At 50.4% G+C, this 22,691-nt stretch carries 18 protein-coding genes and 1 pseudogene; 7 read left to right on the forward strand and 12 right to left on the reverse strand.

The window, feature by feature from the left end; all coding sequences use genetic code 11:
• From IQ256_RS22585 to IQ256_RS30510, 3 genes and pseudogenes are all read left to right on the forward strand, one after another.
• On the forward strand, positions 1-213 hold a 213-nt coding region (locus IQ256_RS22585), incomplete at its 5' end, for an RNA-binding protein (protein WP_193857954.1).
• A gap of 133 nt (positions 214-346) precedes the next feature.
• Complete coding sequence (rpsU, locus tag IQ256_RS22590) at positions 347-535, forward strand: 30S ribosomal protein S21 (RefSeq protein ID WP_006455111.1); 189 nt, start codon at positions 347-349, stop codon at positions 533-535.
• Between the two features lie 257 nt (positions 536-792).
• Positions 793-942, forward strand: a pseudogene (locus tag IQ256_RS30510) (transcriptional regulator); the annotation flags it as partial.
• Positions 943-1,115: 173 nt separating this feature from the next.
• Here the strand turns inward: IQ256_RS30510 and IQ256_RS22600 are convergent.
• The 4 genes from IQ256_RS22600 to IQ256_RS22615 all read right to left on the reverse strand — a co-directional run bounded on the left by IQ256_RS22600 (position 1,116) and on the right by IQ256_RS22615 (position 3,606).
• Positions 1,116-1,484, reverse strand: a complete 369-nt coding sequence (locus IQ256_RS22600; protein WP_193857956.1) for a type II toxin-antitoxin system PemK/MazF family toxin — start codon at positions 1,482-1,484, stop codon at positions 1,116-1,118.
• Positions 1,474-1,755, reverse strand: coding sequence for a hypothetical protein (locus IQ256_RS22605; protein WP_193857957.1), 282 nt, complete (start codon positions 1,753-1,755; stop codon positions 1,474-1,476). Before IQ256_RS22605 ends, IQ256_RS22600 begins: the two co-directional genes overlap by 11 nt.
• A 73-nt stretch (positions 1,756-1,828) precedes the next feature.
• Positions 1,829-2,821, reverse strand: a complete 993-nt coding sequence (locus IQ256_RS22610) for a ribose-phosphate pyrophosphokinase (RefSeq protein WP_370623523.1) — start codon at positions 2,819-2,821, stop codon at positions 1,829-1,831.
• 473 nt (positions 2,822-3,294) lie between these two features.
• Positions 3,295-3,606: a DUF3067 family protein gene (locus IQ256_RS22615; RefSeq protein WP_193857959.1), complete on the reverse strand. Its 312-nt coding sequence runs from the start codon at positions 3,604-3,606 to the stop codon at positions 3,295-3,297.
• Positions 3,607-3,932: 326 nt separating this feature from the next.
• Here IQ256_RS22615 and petC point away from each other — a divergent pair, with 326 nt between their 5' ends.
• A complete protein-coding gene (petC, locus tag IQ256_RS22620) occupies positions 3,933-4,472 on the forward strand; it encodes a cytochrome b6-f complex iron-sulfur subunit (protein ID WP_193857960.1) in 540 nt (179 codons plus the stop codon).
• Between the two features lie 140 nt (positions 4,473-4,612).
• A complete protein-coding gene (gene petA, locus IQ256_RS22625) occupies positions 4,613-5,599 on the forward strand; it encodes a cytochrome f (protein WP_193857961.1) in 987 nt (328 codons plus the stop codon).
• A gap of 183 nt (positions 5,600-5,782) precedes the next feature.
• Here the strand turns inward: petA and IQ256_RS22630 are convergent, their stop codons facing one another.
• The 7 genes from IQ256_RS22630 to IQ256_RS22660 form a co-directional block, all read right to left on the reverse strand.
• Entirely contained in the window at positions 5,783-9,931 is a 4,149-nt protein-coding gene (locus IQ256_RS22630) for a filamentous hemagglutinin N-terminal domain-containing protein (protein WP_193857962.1), read from the reverse strand.
• The gene (locus IQ256_RS22635) at positions 9,931-10,662 is read right to left on the reverse strand and encodes a DUF928 domain-containing protein (RefSeq protein WP_193857963.1); all 732 of its coding nucleotides are present in this window, start codon (positions 10,660-10,662) and stop codon (positions 9,931-9,933) included. The genes IQ256_RS22630 and IQ256_RS22635 overlap by 1 nt, the downstream gene beginning before the upstream one ends.
• A gap of 128 nt (positions 10,663-10,790) precedes the next feature.
• Positions 10,791-13,361: a CHASE2 domain-containing protein gene (locus IQ256_RS22640; RefSeq protein WP_193857964.1), complete on the reverse strand. Its 2,571-nt coding sequence runs from the start codon at positions 13,359-13,361 to the stop codon at positions 10,791-10,793.
• Positions 13,362-13,371: 10 nt separating this feature from the next.
• The gene (locus IQ256_RS22645; protein ID WP_193857965.1) at positions 13,372-14,697 is read right to left on the reverse strand and encodes a DUF1822 family protein; all 1,326 of its coding nucleotides are present in this window, start codon (positions 14,695-14,697) and stop codon (positions 13,372-13,374) included.
• Positions 14,694-16,034 carry a sigma-70 family RNA polymerase sigma factor gene (locus IQ256_RS22650; protein WP_193857966.1) on the reverse strand — a complete coding sequence of 447 codons (1,341 nt, stop codon included), beginning with the start codon at positions 16,032-16,034 and terminating at the stop codon, positions 14,694-14,696. Before IQ256_RS22650 ends, IQ256_RS22645 begins: the two co-directional genes overlap by 4 nt.
• A 97-nt stretch (positions 16,035-16,131) precedes the next feature.
• On the reverse strand, positions 16,132-16,995 hold the full coding sequence (locus tag IQ256_RS22655; protein ID WP_193857967.1) for a hypothetical protein: 864 nt from the start codon (positions 16,993-16,995) through the stop codon (positions 16,132-16,134).
• Positions 16,996-17,203: 208 nt separating this feature from the next.
• Entirely contained in the window at positions 17,204-19,834 is a 2,631-nt protein-coding gene (locus tag IQ256_RS22660; protein ID WP_193857968.1) for an Ig-like domain-containing protein, read from the reverse strand.
• 196 nt (positions 19,835-20,030) lie between these two features.
• Here IQ256_RS22660 and IQ256_RS22665 point away from each other — a divergent pair, with 196 nt between their 5' ends.
• Positions 20,031-20,321 (forward strand): toxin-antitoxin system, toxin component, HicA family protein, encoded by a 291-nt coding sequence (locus IQ256_RS22665; RefSeq protein ID WP_228025178.1) that lies wholly within the window; start codon positions 20,031-20,033, stop codon positions 20,319-20,321.
• The gene (locus IQ256_RS22670; protein WP_193857969.1) at positions 20,321-20,659 is read left to right on the forward strand and encodes a type II toxin-antitoxin system HicB family antitoxin; all 339 of its coding nucleotides are present in this window, start codon (positions 20,321-20,323) and stop codon (positions 20,657-20,659) included. The genes IQ256_RS22665 and IQ256_RS22670 overlap by 1 nt, the downstream gene beginning before the upstream one ends.
• 129 nt (positions 20,660-20,788) lie before the next feature.
• Here IQ256_RS22670 and IQ256_RS22675 read toward each other — a convergent pair.
• Positions 20,789-22,691: Ig-like domain-containing protein (locus tag IQ256_RS22675; RefSeq protein ID WP_228025179.1), on the reverse strand; the 1,903-nt coding region annotated here is incomplete at its 5' end.

The following is a 22,691-nucleotide window of genomic DNA, read 5'->3' on the forward strand; positions in this document are numbered from 1 at the left end:
GAATATGGCACCGTCAAACGCATTACCCTTCCTACCGATCGCGAAACGGGGCGGCCTCGTGGCTTTGCCTTTGTTGAAATGGAAGAAGATGCCACCGAAGAAAAAGCGATCGAGGCGCTAGATGGCGCTGAATGGATGGGCCGTGAGCTAAGAGTCAATAAAGCTAAACCGCGCGAGCCACGCAACCGCTCTTCTGGCGGCGGCTGGAGCTAGCTCTACGACTCTATCCCCAGACTCTATTCGCAGGCAGTAATCACAGAGGTTGAAAATACCGGTGATCGCTTGCCTACTTCTGCGGTAGACTGGTTCTTCATGAGCAAAACCCTAAAAGGAGGTGAATTGATACATGGCTCAAGTTGTCCTCGGACAAGACGAAAATCTCGAAGCCGCCCTACGACGCTTTAAGCGCAAGGTAGTGCGAGCAGGCATTTTTCAAGACATCAAGAAAAACCGCTATTTTGAGACACCTCCCGAAAAGCACAAGCGTAAAGCGTTAGCTCGTCAACGTCAGCGCAAGCGTCGCTCTAGACGTTAGGTCTGATTTTCGGATACTCGGTGAAGATATCGGTTCTTTAATCGATTAAAAGAGAAAGGGGATTGCGATCGCACTAAAGATCGCAATCCCCTTCTTTTGTTTTTGTAAAACACACAATCTATTTCACTATCCGGGATAGAAGAGAACGTGTTCGATGTCGAAATTGTTGACTATCATAGCTAGCTGGAGAGGTTGATTAAAGTGACTACGCAGTACATGACGCCAATACATCCGGGTGAAGTACTAAAGACGAACTAGATGAGCTTGATTTGTCACAAACAGATCTGGCTAAACATATTGGCGTATTACCAAAAACGGTTAACGAGATATGTCGAGGTAAGCGATGGCTGAGTGCGTCAATGGCAATGAAGCTATCGCGATCGCTTGGTGCAAGTCCCCAGTTTTAGCTAACGCTGCAAATCAACTGGGAGCTTAGCCAAATCGATGAAGCAGACTACGCAAAAATCAAGCCTATCGCTGCATAGTCCGCTAGGCGAGTATTAAACTAAACATGTCTTCCGAATTCACAGCTTCATGAGCAAAAACTGGGCTATCTGCACCGGTATTAGTGAATCCTTCTTCAGGTCGGTTGTGAAATAAGCTGAGTAATGCCGACTGCGATCGCGCTGTAATCTCGTACATTCAGCCTTCCTATCAACCTCCTCACACGAGGCACGTCAATACTACGAACTTGATCGAGTAGCGCAACCGACGTTTTTGTTAGATTGCCTGTTCCCTTCTGGAAAATTGGATAAATAGAGGGGTTCGCAGCAGTCCAAGTTCCCATCTGGGTTGTGAGGGGTACGACAACAATCAGTGGATATCGTACTCTGCCTGGTGGAACGGCAACAATAATCGCTGGGCGGATACCCTGCTGCTCGTGCATAGGTGGCACTTGAGTCGGAAAAGAGGCAAGAACAATATCGCCTCTTTTCAGGTTACTCTTCAAGAGGGTCAACCTCTATATAAGCAACACCGCGCTCGGAGTCGAACTTTACAGGAATTCCCTGGGGAATCCCTTCCGGTCCCCAATCGTATCCTGGTAGCTCGCCAGCTAAATCCGCTTCGAGCCAAACTTTAGATTCTTCATCTATCTCCAAGATCGGTAGCTTTTCAGCTAGCTGCTGATGTAGTTTCTCAACAATGCTCTGCTGACTCTCTATCGGCAGTTGTTGGATTAGGTCTAAAATTTGCTCGACGCTGATCTCAAGAAGTGCCATCGCTACCCACTCTTCTGACTTTTTGCATATCCTTCGATTTTAACAGTCTGAAGTAGGCAGGCTCCGGGTTTGCCTAGCCTCTAAACATGCTGCTCACCGAACTCTCTTCATGGATTCGCCAGATCGTCTCGCCTAGCATATTCGCAACTGAGAGCATCGTTAGCTGATCGAACTGACGGTCCGGTGCAACTGGAATCGAGTTGGTCACGATCACTTCTTCAAACAGCCCTTGAGACAGCCGCTCTATCGCCGGCGGAGAAAATACCGCATGTGTGGCACAGGCATACACATGTTTAGCCCCTTTCTCACGCAGCACCCTAGCCCCTTCGCAAATCGTGCCTGCCGTATCGATCATGTCATCGACTAGCACCGCCGTTTTCCCTTCAACGTCACCGATTAAGTTCATCACCTCAGCAACATTATGCGCCTGTCGCCTTTTGTCAATAATGGCCAGCGGCGCATCGTCTAGCATCTTGGCAAAGTGCCTAGCGCGCGCCACCCCACCGACGTCGGGCGAGACGACGACGAGATCTTCAATATTTTTACTGGCTAAGTATTCAGTTAATACGGCTGAGCCATAGGCGTGGTCGCAGGGAATATCAAAGTAGCCCTGGATCTGGGCGGAGTGAAGGTCAACGGCTAAAACCCGGTTCGCGCCCGCTTGGGTAATTAAGTTGGCGACTAATTTGGCCGTAATCGATTCGCGCCCAGCCGTTTTACGATCGGCTCGCGCATAGCCATAGTAAGGAATGACCGCTGTGATTTGTCTAGCCGAGGCCCGGCGACAGGCATCGATCATAATCAGCAGCTCCATCAGATTGTCATTGACCGGATGGCAGGTCGGCTGAATTAGGTAGACATCGCAGCCTCGAATAGATTCTTGGATTTGAACGTAGAGTTCGCCATCGGCAAAGCGCTTTCGCACCATAGGACCTAAGTCCATGCCTAAATAGCGCGCTACTTCCATCGAAAGTGTACGGTTCGATGAGCCCGAAAAAAGCTTCAGTCGGTTGTTCGTCTCAATGCGGGGAAGCATTGCCTTGACTGGCAGAGTTGCAGAGCGAATCACAGCAGCAGGCCCTCAAAACGTGGTAGTAGAGATAGTTACAAAGAACAGTAGCATCCGGCCAAAACCAATTCCTCAGTAGTTAGCGGTAGCTCACTAGCGTTAGCAGTAGCCCGCTAGAAGTAGCTAGAAAGTCAGGATGGAGATGCACAAAAAAATTAAACCAGATAGCTAATGGTAATTTGGCTACTGGCTGGTTGATTGTTTTTATGAGGGTAAAGACATAGGTAAGATACGCAATCTTACACGAAGGAAAAACCGAAGGGAAAACTGCCTATTTTCCCAGTATTGTCTGATGCCGGGAGCATGAGAGGAACACACGCTAATGCTATAGCCTTAACCAATTTTTAACGATTGTATTATAGTAGTAAGCCGCTTCTATAAGCCGCGACTTATTGTATTTGAGACTACCAATAACTCCGTAGCTGCGAGTAGTTTCTTCACAGGTTTTGAATTTTCTTCTTTTATCGCTACTATTCCAGCAGCCACTCAGACGCCCGTGAGCCTAGATCTACCGGAATACTGACTGCTTTGCCTAGTCTGGGTCGCTCATTGGTTTGTTCGATAAAAGCTCGAATCTGCTCTGTCGCACCCCAAGCATTCAGATAGGCGACAACTTCTTCTAAGTGAGCAAAGTAGTCCTCCTCGCTCATCGGAAAGGAGGCTTGCTCTAGATAGCGCCACATTACCTGGAAGAAAACCTTACGCGGCAACCTTCTAAGCTGAACGTCGTAAGAATAGCCCCATTTCTCTATGAGCAGTTCATGCAGGTCTAATCCAGTCATGGTGAGGTGTCTTGGTTACCAAAGATAGTAGTTGCCACGGAGGCTAGTGCGATCGCTGCTTCATTTAGTTTACATTTATTCACACAATCAGTGCTGGCTCTGAACGATGTAATAATGTTAAGAAGAACCGCAATCTTCTGTGACAAAGGGTTTCTGCCGCAACGAAAGTTATTGGACAGGCTCATTTATCAGCGCAGAAAGCTTGTAATTAAAGTTTAGATATGTCGCCTCGATCACACAGTGAGTTCCTTTCTGTTCTGAATGCAGGTTTGTGCATATTCTTTTCTCAACTCATTTTATTCATGTAGCGTTTAGATAGCTGACCTATGACCCAAGCTTCTGGCAATCCTGATGTTCCTGATTTAGGGCGTCGCCAATTTATGAATCTGCTGACATTCGGTACCATCACGGGTACTGCATTAGGCGCTGCATATCCAATCATTAAGTATTTCATTCCGCCTAGCAGCGGCGGTGGCGGCGGCGGTGTGACGGCCAAAGATGCCTTGGGTAACGATGTCAAAGCGGCTGCTTTTTTAGAAGAAAACGGTCCTGGCGCTAAGGTGCTAGTGCAAGGACTTAAAGGCGATCCTACTTATCTAGTTGTCCAAGAAGAAGGCGGGCTAGAAAGCTACGGTATTAGCTCTATCTGTACTCATTTAGGCTGTGTTGTGCCCTGGAATGAGAACGCTGGTAAGTTTATGTGTCCTTGTCATGGTTCGCAATACGATGCGACTGGTAAGGTCGTTCGAGGCCCAGCGCCGCTGTCTTTGGCACTAGCTCATGCAGAGGTTACCGAAGATGATAATGTCGTGCTCACCAACTGGGAAGAAACAGACTTCCGTACTGGCGACAAGCCTTGGTGGTAGCTAGTTGATTAGGTGCTGAACTCTGGCTGTTTAGTTACGGCTTTTTGAGCGCGATCACACTAATCTTTTTACCCATCTTTCTGTTAGCTTTCCTCATTCGTATTCGTAGAATTCATAGAACTGTTACCTTGCTAGCGCGCATGAAAACCTCATTTCCATTCTTTTCTAAGCTGAGAACCTTGCTCGGTGCTGCTGTTCGTAGCACGGGCATCTTCCTAGCCGCTTTTATCCTTTTGTGCTCTAGTAGCTGGGCGCTGCCTCAGTCTGCTGCGGCCTATCCCTTCTGGGCTCAAGAAAATTACGACTCTCCTCGTGAGGCAACTGGCAAGATTGTCTGTGCCAACTGCCACCTCGGTGAAAAGAACACCGTGCTTGAAGTCCCTCAGTCTGTTCTGCCTGACACTGTCTTTAAAGCAGTCGTCAAAGTGCCCTACGACCTAGATGCTCAGCAGGTGTTGGGCGATGGTAGCAAAGGCGGTTTGAACGTTGGCGCAGTGCTGATGCTGCCCGAAGGTTTCACAGTTGCACCCGAAGATCGCATTCCTGAAGAACTCAAGGAAGAAGTGGGCAGTACCTATTTCATGCCATACAGCGAAGAAGAGCCCAACATTGTTCTAGTCGGGCCTGTACCCGGCGAGCAGTATCAAGAGATTGTCTTTCCAGTACTTTCCCCTGATCCTAAGACCGATAAGAATGTTCACTTTGGCAAGAACCTAGTGTTTGTGGGTGGCAACCGTGGCCGTGGTCAGGTTTATCCAACGGGTCAAGCCTCTAACAACGTGGCCTACAACGCTTCGGCAGCAGGCACTATCGCTTCGATCAAAGACACAGGCTTTGGCTACAGCGTAACTATCAGTACAGAAGATGGTTCAACCGTCACCGATGAAATTGGGGCAGGCGCTCAGCTACTGGTTAGCGAAGGCGAATCAGTCGAAGTTGGCACACCTTTGACGCCTAATCCTAACGTTGGTGGCTTTGGCCAGACAGAGAAAGAGCTAGTCTTGCAAAGTCCTACTCGCATCAAAGGGTTGATTGCTTTCCTCGTCGCGATCAGTCTCTCTCAGATTCTGTTAGTTCTGAAGAAAAAGCAGGTAGAGAAAGTGCAAGCCGCTGAGATGAGTTTCTAAGCTAGTTTGATTCTCTTCAATCAAAGAAAGGCAGATCTCTTGTGAGGTCTGCCTTTTTCAGTGAGTCCAATCAGCAAGCTGTCAGAACTGGGCGCATTCCCAGCAGCCTCTAACCAATCACCGCATAGGACAGATTGACCCGAAACGATTTAACCGTTTGGGAACTATGCAGTTCGGCGATGATTAGCACCCCCCTAGCGGCGATAGATGGCTAAGGCTTTCTGCTTGTTGAGTCAGTAATGTAATGGTGCCGTCAGCGCTGCGATGCCAGCTTTGCGCCTCGACGACAGGCGCTTCAGTGGAGACAGAAGTAACGAGTTGCCCAACTTCGCTATGATTTGAGCCTAAATTTGGAGACGCTTCTAAAGGCGCTAGATCTTGCCAGATGGCGCTAGCGCTAAGTAGAACAGCGGGGCTAGAAGGCACCCCTCCGCGTCCGGTAATAACGAAGCTACCCGACTGAGAGCCTTGTGCTCGGCAGCCGGGCGCGACAGTAGCAGAGACGGGATCTACGGGGAGCTCTGCTTCCGTCTGTAGCGTATTTGGATTGAGCTCATTGATGGTGACAGTGCCGCTGTTGCCAAACTGAGAGCTAGAGGTAATATCACTTTTGGGAGTGTCTCTGAGGCCGGGGCGAAAGGCAATGCCTAGTAGATTGTTGGCGGTGATGTTGACATTGCCGCCATCTCCTTGGAAGGCGTTAGCTCGAATATCGCTGTTTTCATCCGGGACAGCGATGATGAAGCCATCAGGCATGTTGATCGTGATGCTGCCGCCATTGCCGCCTGCTCTATCAGTACCAGCTTCAGTAGAAATTAAGCTGCCTTCTCTTAGCAACAGATAGTCAGTAAGGTTGAAGGTAAAGTCGCCACCGTCGCTGCTGCGGGTAGTAGCGGTGATTTGGCTGTTGTTTAATGTGAGCGTATCAGCCGATAGGATGAGGTCACCCCCGCTGCCTGCTCCGTTCGAGTTTAGGACAAAGCTACCACTATTAAGCAGTGTGACTTGGCTAGTACCGCTAATATTGATATTGCCGCCTGCTCCTTCAGAGTCAGCTTTAGTGAGAGATTCAACAGTGCTGCCGTCAATAGTAAGCGACTCGGAGAGATTGAAGTTGACATTTCCTGCTGCGCCTGAACCCGCAGTGCTAGCAGAAAGGGTAACGCCATCCACTAGTCGGAGTGAGCGAGCGGTTGCGGTAATACTACCTGCCTGTCCCGTGTTCTCGGTTTCTACCTGTAGGCGACCGGGGCCGCTGATGGCGATCGCATCAGAAGCTATTAACCGCAAGTCGCCACCACTGCCCCTCCCTCTAGTAGCAGCGGAAATGCGTGCATCAGAAGTGAGCCTAAGATCAAAGCTAGTCCCAGACTCTATACCTGGGTTAGAAGTCCCGGATTGGCTGGCTGATGGATCTACACCTAGGTTCGCCTGATAGGGCTGTAGTGTTAGAACACCACCGGGTGCTTGCCCTTGCGTTTCTGCAAAGATGCCTACCGTTCCAGCAAGCTCCATCTGGTTAGCATTGAGAAAAATGCTGCCGCCGCCATCAAGGTTAGTTGCTGTTGAGGTCGAGGTTGCTGTAATTTCGGCAGCTTCTGAAAGCACGAAGTTGGGCGTGTTGATAATGATATTACCGGGTCTGCTTGAGGCGCTAGTCTCCACGGAGATAATTGGCTCAGTGGTTTGTACCCCTTCTCCTAATAAGACAGATTCTGTTGTATCGATGGTAATGTTACCGCCTCTTCCTGCGGCTGAAGTGGCTGCCGATAGGCGATCGCCTTCCCCCATGATTAAGCGAACCGCATCAATAGAAATATTTCCTGCAGCCCCGTCAGCATTAGCATTACTGCTGATTTGAGTATTATCGAAAGTAATCTGACCAGGGCTACTGATAGTGACATCTCCAGCCGGACTGTTGCCATTAGCGTCACTTTGAATGTCGATGTTGCGGAGCGTGATGTTTCCTTCGCTCTCGATAGTGGTATTGCCAGACTGTCCAACGTTCTCAAGATTCAAGCTGATTACTTCTTCTGAAGAGAACGGATCGGGAATTTCAACTTGGGCAGACGTTACGGCGCTCAGATTGCTGACGGTTGAGCGATCGCCAGAACCCTGAATCATCACTCTGCCCGACGAACCTGAATCGGAAGTCGTCAGTATAAAGAAATTAGAGATAGTTGTTCCTTTGAGGGTTACATTCCCACCCTCAATGTTTCTGCCTATCTGTTGCTGTCCATTTTTAGTAACTGATACGGAGATCAGCGATGGATTGCCGTCATCGCGAATGACCCCGCGAATGTTGCCTTGCTGAGAAGTGATTGATATATCACCGCCAGTTTGCGTATTACCATTCTCTGAGAAAGAGAACGTATTTATATTTCCTCCAATAATAGCGTCTCCAGAAATTGAAGAGATAGAGATTGCGCCACCATTCCCACTATCGCCATAGGTCAAAGAAGAGGACGAATTCAAGCTTTCTTGAGTTGTGATATCACCAGAAATTGAAGAGATAGAGATTGCACCACCACTCCCACTATCGCCAGAAGATGAGTCCAAGCTTCCTTGGGTTGTGATATTACCAGAAGTTGAATAGATACGAATTGCACCGCCACTCCCACTATCGCGAGTAGACGAATTCAAGCTTTCTTGAGTTGTGATATCACCAGAAGTTGAATAGATACGAATTGCACCACCACTCCCACTATTGCCAGAAGACGAGAACGAGGACGAGTCCAAGCTTCCTTGAGTTGTGATATCACCAGAAGTTGAATAGATACGAATTGCACCGCCACTCCCACTACCACCAAAGCGCGAAGACGAAAATGAGCGGATTTCTTGAATTGTGATATTGCCAGAAGTTGAAGAAATATGAATTGCGCCGCCATTTCCACTATCGCCATTATAGGAAGATTGCGAAAATGAGTGGATCTTTTGAATTGTGATATTGCCAGAAGTTGAAGAAATAGAGATTGCGCCGCCATTCTCACTATCGCCGTCCAAGCCGGATGACGAATCCAAGATTCCTTGGGTTGTGATATCACCGGAGGTTGAATAGATAGAGATTGCGCCGCCATTTCCGCTATTGCCATAGAACGGGCCCAAAGACAAACCGGACGACGAATCTAAGCTTCCTTGGGTTATGATATCACCGGAAGTTGAAGAGATAGAGATTGCGCCGCCACTCCCACTATCGTATTGGAACAAGGATGAGCCGGATGACGAATCCAAGCTTCCTTGAGTTGTGATATCACCAGAAGTTGAAGAGATAGAGATTGCGCCGCCATTCCCACTATCGTCAGAGTCGGAATATGAGGATGAGTTTAAGCTTCCTTGAGTTGTGATATCGCCGGAAGTTGAGGAGATAATAATCGCACCGCCGTCACCGCCTTCCGAGTTAGAAGTGTTGATGCTGTTAACGTTGATACCAGAACGAGCGGCATTCTCGCCTATAGTTCTTAAAACGACTGCTCGACCACTCAATAGCAAGTCCTCATCCGAGTCCGTCCCATCTGCGCTCAGCGTCGTGTTCGGACCTATCGTAGTAATATCTTCGGTGTCAATGCTACCCCCAGTCTCTACCTTCAGAGCACCGCCAACATAGTCGCTTAGCACTACACTACCTGCTGCCGATACCCGCAAGCCATTGTTGTTTGTAATTTCTTCAGCCTGTAGCGTGATATCGCCGCCAGCCGCTAGCTTCCCTCCTAGCTGAAGTTGATTGCCTAGTAGCGATAGGTTTTGTCCAGTTTCTAACGTGCCTGTGCTAGCAATATCTCCCTCGGCTGTGTCGTTGAGCTGGATGCCTAGCGGTACGCTAATGCTCAGCAGCGATGTATCCTCCGACATTGCGCTAAACTCACTACTGTCTGCGAACGCAAAGCTGTTGGCGGCGCTAGCTGTAAACGAACCCGGAATATCTAGCTGCGCGTCTGGGCCGAACAGAATACCGTTCGGGTTTAGCAGGAACAGATTAGCGGTGCCATCAACGCCTAGTACTCCATCAATAGTCGAGAGATTGTTGCCAGTAATACGGCTGAGAATATTGCTGATCTCGCTAGGACTAGCAAAATAAACAGATTCCTCTACGCCAACATTAAAATCAACAAAGCTATGAAAGAGATTGCCTCCCCTTTTAGCGCCGCCTTCAATTAGCTGTACAGCATTGCCGTTGACAATGCCGCTGTCTACTATCGAAGTCTCTATGCCCAGCGTGCTGTCTGGAACGATTGATTGTGATCGCACACCCTCAACACTACCCAGCGCCACTACTGTCGCCACCGAACCTACTTGAGCGATCTTCACTAGATAATTGAGGACTATAGGCTGCATCACAGTCCCTCATCGGCTATACCTGCCTGGACAAAGAGCGATCGCAGTGTCTCTTGATAGGTGTCGTTAAGAGGGTCGGATTGGTGAAGGGCGATCGCAATATCTATCGTCTCATGCCAAATCCCCTCAGCCGCATACTGACGAAGCAGCTCAAACTGTTCTATCGCTGTCAGATCAGGAGTGCTTGTCTCTACCTCTACAGCATCAGCCACTCGCTGAATAGTGCCATTCACCGACACCGACGCCGATGGACGCGCCGCATCGCAGTAGATTGAAAAGGTCCAACTATAGCTTTCACCAATCGCCAGCCCGCCTAGCTCTGCCGTAGTGGGCACTGCCAGTAGCCCTGCATCCGCCTCAACGGAAAATTGCTGACGAACCACATAGGCATCACTGCGGTCTTGAATGACGAACTCCAGCGGAATCTCTTGAGTCAAATCAGCGGGTACGTCAAAGAAAAACGTGGGTAGGGCTTTCGCTGTTTGGCTCCACACCACCCCCTCTACTTCAGGCACAATCGCCGCGAGATCTTGATAGGCAACACAGTCTCCCCTGGTCGCTCCACCACGCTGGCGACCATCTGGCGCGCCTTGATCGGGCGGAGTCGGGATAAACTGAACCGTTTGCTGGCCTTGAGCGTAGGCTAGTGGTGCCATCAAAAGCCAGGCGACGGCAGCCCCCAGAAAACCACTTACACGCTTTGTCTTCGTGAGATCCGTGTGGAAAGCCATGAGATAAGTGTCCCTAGTAATAACTTCGGCGGTCGGGCGCAGCACTAAATAGCTATACACAGACTATTCAGGAGATATGCACAGTTGGCTGGTAACCCCTTTTACTTAGTAGTTCTTCTGTAGTTTCTTTAGGGGTCTCGGCTAGCCGTCAGTACGGTAGCTGTAGATAATACGCCGCCGCTAAAGGTCAAGAAAGTCGGCACTAGAGGTAACCAAATACCGGCTATCAGCGCTGCCCAGGCCACGATTACTAAGCCACCTGCACCGACTAGAAGAATCAGTCCTAGGCGAATTCCCTGGCGCGATCGCATCCCCTGACTCCACACCAGCAGACTGCCTGCGATCACACCCCCCAGCAGACACAGCGCATCTGCCCACTGTGGCCACGCCCGCATCAAGGGCCGACCCTCTAGCACTGCTGAGATCATCTGAGAGATCATCTGAGCCTGAATAAATACTCCAGGTGTCTTGTCCGCGCCCTGCACACCGTAGGGGGTTGCCCAGTAGTCACCGCTAGGAGCTGTAACACCGATAATTACTAGGCGATCGCGAATACTCTCTGCGTTAACTTCGCCATTTAGCAATTTCTCCAGCGGAATCTTGACCGCGATCTGATCAGGGCTAGGACGCGATCGATAGTTTAATAAAAGCTGATTTCCCCGATGGTCTATGCGCTGTAGCCCGCCTGCTCGTTTAGGTAAGCGAGGAAAAACAGTCTCTCCTATCCGAAAGTTTCCCTGCTCGTCAAATGAGGGTTTGAGGCTGTCTTCTCCAGCTTCGGCCCTATGTAGATAGTGAATTGCCATTAGCGCCCCAAACCCGTAGGCACTGGTGCAAGGCGACGTTGGATTTGGCGTAGCTGTCAGCAGCTGTCGGCGAACAATGCCATCTGTTTCTTCTAGAAAGTCGCTAAACCCTACTCGAATTTCAGTAAATTCTGGAGCCGGTGCAATTCCAATGTCGTCTGCTGAAGGATCCCTAGATTTGCAGATTCCTATAATCTTGGGATGAGAGAGCGTTTTTTCTAGCGGACCGATTGTGGCAGGAAAGTCTCGATACACATCTAGGCCAATTACCCGAGGGTCGTAGCTTAGCAAAGTTGACAGAGTGGCTTGTAAGGTCTCGTCAGAGAGTGAGCCGCGTCGTTCGAGCGAGGTTTGTGATTGAATGTCTCTTTCGTCGACAGTAACGACGACTAGCCGCGAGTCTGGCTCTTCTATGGGGCGCAGCTTCATCAGCGTATCGTAGGCTTTGAGTTCGGTGTTTTGCAATGCGCCTAGCCACCTGAGGACAAACACCGCTACGGCAATAGCTAAACCTCTTGCTACAAGAATGGTGAATGTGTAGAGCTCAGTATGGGGCTTAGGGTGCTGACGCTGAGTGTCTGGTTTTCTAACTGGCTGTTCTTGCGGAACTAGATCCTCGGCTACTTGCGGGTCGTTTGGCTGAGAGGTTAGAGCGACAGCTGGGGCCTTGGTTGCAAATTGTTCTATTCGTTCGGGAATTTCTCTAGAAAGTCCCCTCAGTGCCTGCCAGGTTGGCGGATCTTCTGACGGGTTTTGAACAATGCTAGGCAGCCACGCCGCATAGCTGCCTAGCTCTGTGCGTCCGTGTAGTTTTTCACGGGCTTCGCGCACTGATAAATACAGAGATTGACCGCTAGCCAGGGCGGTCAGAAATGCCTTGAGAAACTGTTGGGCGATCGCGTCGGATACCGGTTCTCGCATGACGATAGTTTGAGGCAAATGCAAGTCTGCTAAGGCCCAAGCCAGCCCTAGGCCATCACAAGAGTTGAGAATTGCCAGCTGCAGCCCATTCGTGATCGCGCGCTGCAAAGCGTATTTAAGCTGTTCGATAGTCAGCGACTCGGCTGCATTTACCTGAAGATAGCCCTGGCCCTGGCTGGTGCTATGTCCAGCGAAAAAGAAGACATCCCATGACTTTTCCCATAGATGCTGCTGCAACTCATCTAGAGTTGGCTGGGGTAGTAAGGTAACTTCTGCTGACGGAAGCCGCTCTAGGAGCTGACGATCGGTTTCTACATCAATTCCGTCATCGCTGCCCAAGACTGCCAGTATCTTCACAGTTGAAGTCTCTGTCGGCGGCTGTTTCAAAGAGCGGCTGTAGTCCGGTAGGCTCACCGACAGCTCAGCACGAGGATAGTCATCAAACAAATGCCACAGCCGCCAAGGAAAGCGCAATACTACTTTGGCATAAGCAGTGAGCATCACTCGAACCGGTGTTTGCGGTGCTATGTGCGTGCGAATGCGGCGTTCGATCGGCGCGAACTCAGTGGCCATTAGCCACCGATTAAAATCGGCCTGTAGCTGCTGACAGCGTCGGTCAAAATCACGGCGTGACACTCGGGTGGGCTCATCTGTATCGAATTCAAAGTTGCTTGCGCCCCGGTTGACCCGCTGTTTGCTGTGTTGTTCATCTTGCTGAATTTGCTGTTGGGGCGGCTGACTAGATTTTCTCCAGGGTATTGTGCTGCCGTAGAGCGCTTCGTATAGTTTTTGCCAGCTTTGGTACTGTTCTTCTAGGTGGGGCGCTGGCGGTAAACTACCCACAAACTGAATGGGAGACGGATCGCCCTGCCACAGCTGAGCAGTGACACTAGGAAATCCTGACTGCCAGTCCCCCCGGCCCAGATTCAACAGAATTTTGTGGTCTGCGCTCTGCTGTATAGGCGGTTTCACTATCACGCCCTCAGCCTACGAAATCTTCTTGCATCGCACTGTTCGCATACTCGATACGGATGCTAAAAGCTTCATCCGTAGGGCAGCGAAAAGGCGGTAGCTGAATGTAGTTGTCGTGACTGCCTGAGCAAACGGTTTGCAGCGGTTGTTGCGTTTCTGTCAGCAACAAAGTCAGCGTCACTCCTTCTGGCAACAGAATTTCTTCGAGTATGGGTTCATCCGTAAGAAAGTAAGGAGAGAAGTCTTGACTGGTCTGCGTATTCAAGGCAGCGGCATCTTTTGGATATAGCCGAATGCGAATATTGCGGCGTTCATCTACTTCGCTCGTAACTGAGATAGCGAGTACTAGCAAAACTGTTTCAGTAGCCGTCTCTAACGAAATCTCTTTAGCCCCTGTGGTGGTAGCTGAAGTCTCAGTTGTTGGATTGTTGTTTGTGGGGCCTGAGCGCAGACTCGGTGTCGGCGGCTGAGACAATAGGCGGGCTAGCGAATTCCATCCTGGACTGAGGAATTGGGCTGTCCACTGGCCTAGTTGAATAGGCGCATTGGCTAATGAGATCTGTGTGGTCTTCTTTCTCCACCGCTGCTGATAGAGCCGCGATCGCGCATCAGGATTGCTCAGCAGCGCCCCCCATAGCTCAAAGGGAATCTCTAGGCGCGGACCAGGCGAGCTAGCCAAACGTTGAATCAAGTTATCAAGCTGGGTGGGCGATACTTCAGGTAATACCTCTATATTTACTGGGGCTAGCACCTCTAGCTGCTGAGCCGCCCAGAAAGCAGAAAAGTCCTGAATAAGAGAGTCTTCTTCTATGCAATAGGTGCGATCGCCTGCATCGTAGCGCCCTTGCTGTTTGACTTTGGCGTAGGTCGTGTATCCCCACAGCGCTAGCGCCTGTTCATCTACGTCGGCGTAGGCAGCGATATAGTAGTCACCCGCCCAGTCTGGTAGATCTATCCATTCTTGGGGCACTCGCATTTCAGCCGCATCGATAGCTTCAGAGATCGTTACCACGATCCGTCGCTCACCCAGATCAATAGCGATGCCGTCCACCACGTGCCAAATCTGCACCGGGTCGGTATTGGGCCAGAGCTGAGCCGATCCGGTGCTCTTATCCTGCACAGCTTCAGACGGACTAAAAGATTGAGCATCTGCTAAAGCGTCTTGGCACCATTGCAAGATGGCGGAGGCTCCTAGCCGATGCAAATATATGCGCCACTGAGCAGCTTGATCCACCGCTGCCGCCTGATCTATATCAACGCCGCCCCTCTCCCACAGTGCCAAATCGAGCGGTATTTCAAGAATAGGCTGGAGCGGATTTTCAAGTACTAAGCTCATGATAATTCCTTTGGCAGTGCAATCTCTGATAGGTCAGGTTTTTGCAGATTGGAGGCAAGAACTGCGGTATCTGGACTTGTGAGCTGTGGATCTATGCTGTTTGGAGCATTTGTCGAAGCAGCATAGTGGCGCTGCAACCACTCATGAACCAGATCACTCATGTTAGCCAATACATCTGAGTCTATAGAAATATGCAGCTTGTCCTGGCTCCAGGTGGCAACGCTGATCAAAAGCTGCTGCCGGACTCGGCTTAGCTGACGAGAGACTTGATACTGCTTAATATGAAGCCGGTTGGCGATATCTTTTTGGGTCAGATTTTGTTCATAGTAAAGGCGCAGCAGCGTTTGCATAGAAGGCGCTAACCGGGCGATCGCTTCTATTAGTACTGACGCGATCGCCTGCATTTTTTGCTGTTGGGCAGCGTAGGCTTCAGCGGCTAACAGCTGATCCATAGGCGTATCGTCAGCACTGAGAGAGTCCATCGACTCTTGATCTTCGTAGTATTGAGGTCGATTGAGCGAGGTGATAGTGGGATTTAGCTGCGATCGCACTGCTTGGGCAGATCGCTTTAGACTCTCCATAGCTGCCTTACTGTCAATAGAAGCGAGACTAGGGCTATGCTGAGTGCGCTGTCGATTGTAGCGGGTGGCAATATTATCTAGCTGTTCGACGCTAGGCGGCTGCAGTTTGTTTACCGTAGCGTTAGCAATATGTTCTGCGTCTGGTGTGTAAACGGCTTTGAAGCATTGCCAAATCAAGATATCTGAGGCCGTTTGAGTAAATCCAGCCTGCTGGAGCGCTTTATTTAGCTGGGTTTGACTCAGCCGGCGTAGCAGTCCCCAATCGCTGCAGATGTTAACAGCTTTGTGCTGGCGCAGTCGGTTGCGAATAATATTGCCAAAGGCAGTGCGAGCGTAAGATTTTAGGCTGCTGCCGTGGGTTGGACTGTAGTGGGCAAGAATATGTTCTAGGCGGGCGATCGCAACCTGAAAGCCATCAGCTAGCGTATATTGCACACTCACAAACCGTCTGGTCACGTTTTCAGCAGCCCAGTAGCAAGGCTCTTGCAAATACGCACACAAGTGCATGAAAGCTTGTGAACTCTCTTTTCTTTGCCACTTCTGATACCACAGCAGTACCCAAAACTCTTCTGACTGCCTTTGAGAGTCTTGCTGTCTTTGAGAGCTGTAAGAAGACTCTAGAGGCTTTTGGCTGCTATGCTCTTTCATACTACGCAACAGCCGTGGGTCCACCATCCATGCTTCAAAACGATCGTCCACAAACTGAACAAACGTTGAAAAGGTTTCTAAAGCACCGGTTCTAGGACGCAGGGGCATAACTCTAGGCAGTCGATATACTGAAGCACGTATAAGGTTACCTCGAACTTCTGAAAACGTAGCTGAATATACGGGCTACTTTAACGCCTGTTCACATTTAGCGCATCGTACTCACTAAGTCCGTGTAATGTCTCACCTGATTACCGCTTGTCAGTATCATTGGTACCTTCTTTTGAAGGGTCGTATAAATCCGCGCTTTCGTCTCCTTCGTGCATGACTCAACTATATGTTTTTCTTCAGCGCTCAAATTGTGTAGTTGAACGTTTACTTTTTCAGCTTGGCTCTCAATCTCCTTCAAAACTTCAGGAACTGTATTTGCTGAGCCGTAGAAGTTTTGATAAAGACGAATTAAATTGAAATTGTTCTCTTTCACATCTTTCTCATAATCTACAATGTCACTTGCGAACTCATTCATCACTTCAAGCGGCCATAAAGCATTGAGCAATGTGTAGTTAACTTCACTTCTTGTTTTATGCATTATCAGCGCATGCAATAGCCTTACATCTACAGATCTTAGCTCCGCTGCTTTCTTGAGTTGTTCTTCTTCTACAGGATGAGCACCGTTCATAATCTCATTCTCAAGCCTGAGATAAGCTTCGCCCATCCTGATGTATGGGTAAGCGTCAAACTTTGAAAACCCTATCGCCTCTAGCATTTTGTCGAAGCTGTTTATCATACTATCTAGTTTGTCAAAGTTCTCACCTTTGTTCAGAGAAAAATTCTCTGACTTTCCATCTTCGGAGACTCTGTCCATAATATACACAAAACATTCGACAATCAGTATTTTTGTAGATAGGGAGGGACTGAGAAAAGGTGATATGCCATTCAGCGGATAATACATACGAAATACGTACTCATTGACAATGCTAATAGCCCTCAAAATACCTTCAGGTCTGAGAGCAGAAATCACCTTCAGCGTTAAAGCACGTTTGCCTTTTGTGTGGGAGATCAGGCTAACCATAAAAGCATCTCTTGGTAACTATGCTAGATAGTGCGCTGAGTGCAGCGTTCAAGCTTTTCATGAAAACATTCTTTTGTTGTTGTTAGAAAAAATAGAGAATGCTCACAAAGATAGTGAAGAGCATTCTCTGTAAAAGATGATTTTTATCTCGGTGTATTCCCATACATGCAGCATCCGGCGAGTATGCACTTCCCTTAGTGGCTTGTTACTAAGCGAAATCACCCCGAGCGAGGGTGGTTGCCTCAGCTACGCTGCCGAATAGCTGCGCGGTTGTGTTCAAGAACTGCTGCGCCATTGCCCCATCGCCAAAGTCGAACTGAAAGCGACCGCCTACGCTCTGACCGCTGATGATGACATCATCGCCACCGCTAAGCCGCAGTCCTGGCTGCGCCCCCTGAGCGATGCGACTAGCGTTGAAGCGGCCATCGCTGAGCTGCTCACCGCCAAACACATCGGTGGCAATGGCTTCGACAAACCCTTCTAACTCGTCAAAGCGGCGCTGCGTCAGCCCATCGTTTTGGGTGAAGCCAAACTGGTCGTTTACTGGGTCGAAGAACAATCGTGCGCGATCGCCGCCATCACCACCCGGCGCATCAAACCGAAAGTCGGTCGGGTCAGTCGCGACTACGTCGTTCGCATTGATGCGATGAAAGATATCTTCAACAAAGTGCTCGAATGTATTGGCCTCAGCTCTGTTATCAAACTGAACCAGGTAGCTGCCGCCAATATTGCGACCGCTAATTTTTACCGCGTCCTTGTTGTTCGTCTTCGCCCGAGGCGTACGACCGTTCGCTAGCCTTTGGTCATCAATAGTGCCAGTGCGTTCAATCGTGCCGTCAAAAACGCCAGCAGCGGCCTGTAGAAAGTCGTCGACGTCCTGGAACTGAGGCCGACCGCCGACCGCTTGGCCAGAGAGGAAGAACGCATCGCCATCGAAGCCGAAGGTGTTCGCACCGCCGTTAGTGTCCTGACTAAAGCGAAAGGGTGTACCCGTATTCGTCAGGGTAGTCGGCCCTTCTAGGGTGATAGTCGCAGTGGCGCTATCGGTTAGGGCACCATCGCTAAGCGTGTAGGCAAAGCTGTCGGTGGCAATCTCGTTCGCATCGAGGAAGCTGAAGAAGCCGTTGGGGTCGTAGGCAAAGCTGCCGTCGGCGTTCACCGTCAGCAGCGCACCAGAGTCGAGGGTAATTTCGCTGCCGACAGTGGCAACTTCGCCGTTCACTTTGCTGACGCTGAGAACATCGCCATCGGGGTCGGTGTCAGCACCGCTACCGTTGTCTGCGAAGACGCTGCCGCTGAGCAAAGTCTCTGCGTCGGTAGTGACAGCGTCGGGTTGGGCAATAGGCGCATTGTTGACTGCGCGGCCAAAGACCACGTAGCTCTCGCCTGAAGAGCCACCGTTGGCATCGGCATCGGCAGCTCCGATAATCAGGTCATCGATGCCATCACCGTTGATATCCCCCGCCCCGCTCACCGAATAACCGGAGAAGTCAAAAGCATCGATGCCGTTCAGCACAAAGCCATTGCTACCATCGAGATTAGAGAGTTCAAGCACCGGATCAAAGCCTTCCGCGCCAAAGACCACGTAGCTTTCTCCTGAAGAGCTACCGTTCGGGTCGGCCCTGTCTGCGCCAATAATCAGGTCATCGAAGCCATCGCCGTTGAGGTCCCCCGCCCCATTTACCGACTCGCCAGAGTTGTCACTCTCATCAATGCCGTTGATGACAAAGCCGCTGTTGCCATTGAGGGCTGAGAGCTCTAGGGTCGCCTCAAAGCCCGCTGCGCGGCCAAAGACCACGTAGCTCTCGCCCGACTCGCCACCATTGGCATCGGCATCGACCGCGCCAATAATCAAGTCATCGAAGCCATCGCCGTTGATATCCCCCGCTCTGCTTACCGAAGTACCGGAGAGGTCATAGGCATCAATGCCGTTGATGACAAAGCCGCTGTTGCCATTGAGGGCTGAGAGCTCGATCGCCGCGTCAAAACCGTTCGCGCGGCCAAACACTACATAGCTTTCTCCTGACTCGCCACCGTTAGGGTCACCTCTTTCTGCGCCAATAACCAGGTCATCGAAGCCATCGCCATTGATGTCCCCCGCTCCGCTCACCGAAGTACCAGCTTCATCAAAGGCGTCAATGCCATTGATGACAAAGCCATTGTTGCCATCGAGGGCTGAGAGCTCCAAGGTCGCCTCGAAGTCCGCTGTGCGGCCAAACACCACGTAGCTCTCACCTGAATCATCACTAAAAAAACTGTCGGGGGCACCAATAATCAGATCATCGAAGCCATCGCCATTGATGTCGCCTGCGCCGCTCACTGAGCGACCGGAGTAGTCACCTGCCTCAATGCCATTGATGACAAAGCCGTTGCCGCCGTCGAGACTAGAGAGTTCGAACGTCGCCTCGAAACCGGCTGCACGACCAAACACCACATAGCTCTCACCTGATCCGTCACCGTTAGGGTTGGCCTTATATGCGCCAATAATCAGGTCATCGAAGCCATCGCTGTTGATATCTCCTGCGCTGCTCACCGACCAACCGAAGAGATCACCTGCCTCAATACCATTAATGATAAAGCCGTTGCTGCCATTGAGGGCTGAGAGCTCAACCGCCGCATCAAAACCTGTGGCGCGGCCAAACACCACGTAGCTTTCGCCTGAATCGCTATTGGAAGAATTGCTGGGTGCGCCAATGATGAGGTCATCGAAGCCATCGCCGTTGACGTCCCCCGCCCCATTCACCGACCAACCGGAGTAGTCACCTGGCTCAATACCATTGATAACAAAGCCATTGCTGCCATCGAGGTCGGCTAAGTTAAACCGTGCTGGAAAAGCCATTTTGTTATCCTCTTTGTTTATAACTACAGCGGTCTGTCGACTTGAACTCGTTTCTTGCACCCTTTCTTCCGTAGAGAGCATCTCTATAAGAAGTGATTTTTATCTCGGTATATTCATATACATGCAGCACCCAGCGAGTATGCATTCGACACGCGAACTTTATAAACTTGCTTTGCCTTCGAGCATCGCAACGTTAATGGCAGATCGATGTTACCGTATCACTATTGATATCAATCTGTTGATGGCTAGCATTCAGAAAATTTTGGCAAGTATGGAGAACAATCCCAAAGGGATACAATTCTCTGATTTGTGCAAGGTTTGTAATCACTACTTTGGCGAGCCCCGTCAAACGGGCGGTAGCCACCGAATTTATAGAACACCTTGGCAAGGCGAACCCTATGTCAATATCCAATCGAAAAAAGGAAAAGGGAAGCCCTATCAGGTCAAACAGGTTCTAGCAGCAATCGAGAAAATGGAGGCACTGTAATGGACGCTAAGTTTTACACTTACAGAGTGTTTTGGTCTGAAGAAGATGAAGAATTTGTTGGCTTATGCGCCGAGTTTCCGGGGCTGAGCTGGCTTGATGAGAATCAGCAGGCGGCTTTCACTGGCATTATCAAGCTGGTTCAAACTTGTATCAACGATTTAGAAGCCAACAATGAGACACCGCCAACACCACTGTCCAAAAAACAGTACAGCGGCAAGTTCATGGTCAGAATTCCGCCCGAGCAACATCGCGAACTGGCGATTCAAGCGGCTGAGCAAGGCGTTAGCCTAAACCGGCTAGCCAGCAAAAAGTTGTCAGCATCAACAGAAGCAGGATAGTTGTTTGAGTAGGACTGTTGTTTGTTGTTGAATTTTGAAGAAACAACAAATTAGGAATAAACCCACAGCGTTCGTTCATCTTGGCAACTAATGGCTGATGTTGTTAGCCATTAGTTGCCTCTCGCAAAGCTAGAATTCGCCCTGAGCGAGGGTGTTCGCCTCAGCTACGTTGCCGAATAGTTGCGCGGTCGTGTTCAAGAACTGTTGCGCGGTTGCCCCATCGCCAAAGTCGAACTGAAAGCGACCGCCTACGCTCTGACCGCTGATGATGACATCATCGCCACCGCTAAGCCGCAGTCCTGGCTGTGCTCCCTGGGCGATGCCACCAGCATCGAAGCTGCCATCGCTGAGCTGCTGACCGCCAAACACATCCGTAGCCACTGCCTCAACAAACCCTTCTAACTGATCAAAGCGGCGCTGCGTCAGCCCATCATTCTGAGTGAAGCCAAACTGGTCGTTCACCGGGTCGAAGAACAGCCGCGCACTATCACCGCCTAATGCATTAAACCGGAAGTCGGTGGGGTCAGTTGCAACTACGCCGTTGGCACTAATGCGGTGTAAGAAGTCTTCGACAAAGTGCTCGAACGTTTTGGCCTCAGCTCTGTTGTCAAACTGAACCAGGTAGCTGCCGTGGATATTGCGCCCGCTAATCTTCACCGCGTCTTTGTTGTTCGTCTTCGCGCGAGGCGTACGACCGTTCGCTAGCCTTTGGTCATTGATAGTGCCAGTGCGCTCAATCGTGCCGTCAAAAACGCCTGCAGCCGCCTGTAGGAAGTCGTCGACGTCCTGGAACTGAGGCCGACCGCCGACCGCTTGGCCGGATAGGAAGAAAGCATCGCCATCAAAGCCGAAGGTGTTTGCACCGCCGTTAGTGTCCTGACTAAAGCGAAAGGGTGTACCCGTATTCGTCAGGGTAGTCGGGCCTTCTAGGGTAATAGTCGCGGTGGCGCTATCGGTTAGGGAACCGTCGCTGAGCGTGTAGGCAAAGCTATCGGTGGCGGTCTCGTTCGCATCGAGGAAGCTGAAGAAGCCGCTCGGGTCGTAGTCGAAGCTGCCGTCGGCGTTCACCGTCAGCAGCGCGCCAGAGTCCAGGGTAATTTCGCTGCCGACAGTGGCAACTTCCCCATTCACTGCGCTGACGCTGAGGATATCGCCATCGGGGTCGGTGTCAGCACCGCTGCCGTTGTCGGCGAAGACGCTGCCGTTGAGTAATGTGCCTGCATCGGCGACTAGAGCATCATTTTGAGCAATAGGAGCAGCATTGTTGCTAGTTACCTGAGTTGCAGCAACAATGTTGCTGTTACCGGCTACATCGGTTGCCACATTGGCGGCCACGTCAATTGTGACATTACCTGCAGCAGTGGGTGTAATTAGGGCGGTGTAGTTACTACCATCGACTGTTGTAAAATCACTGGCGCTGCCGTTGCCAACTACAACATCGCCAACCGTGAAGTCATTAACTGCTTCGCTGAATTCAAAGGTGGCGGTGAATGAACCGTTTGTATCAGCTGGCGCATTGATTACGACAGTTGGTAGTACATTATCAACTGTGTAAACTTCATCGACAGTAGGCTCTGTATTAGCAAGCGCATTACCCACCAGGTCGGTAATATCTTGACCTAGGGCCAGGTCAAGCCCCACCGTGTCGTTAACATTAGCTAAGTCACCGCCAGAAACCGTGATGTCGTAAGCAAAGCTGTCAGCTACAGCCACACTGCTTGTAATGGTCGCAGTGGTGCCAGTCGCAACAAAGTCGGTAACATCTACGTTTTGAACGGCCTCGTCAAACGTGACGCGGTAGGTGAGACTATCTGCATTGGTAAAGGGGTCAGCAGGTGTCAAACGGGTAATGCTGAGAAGCGTTGGAGCACCCAAGAGCTGGTCAATAGCGTAGGCTTGCCCTGCATCAAAAGAAGCCACCATGTTGCCTGCTGTATCTTTTAGCGCGGTGTTGGAGGCAACCGATAGGCCGAGCGTCCCATTCCCCGCAATGTTATTGACGGTCACATCTACCTGATTGCCGCTGGTGGTG

It is taken from the genome of cf. Phormidesmis sp. LEGE 11477 (assembly GCF_015207105.1).
Taxonomy (GTDB): domain Bacteria; phylum Cyanobacteriota; class Cyanobacteriia; order Phormidesmidales; family Phormidesmidaceae; genus Phormidesmis.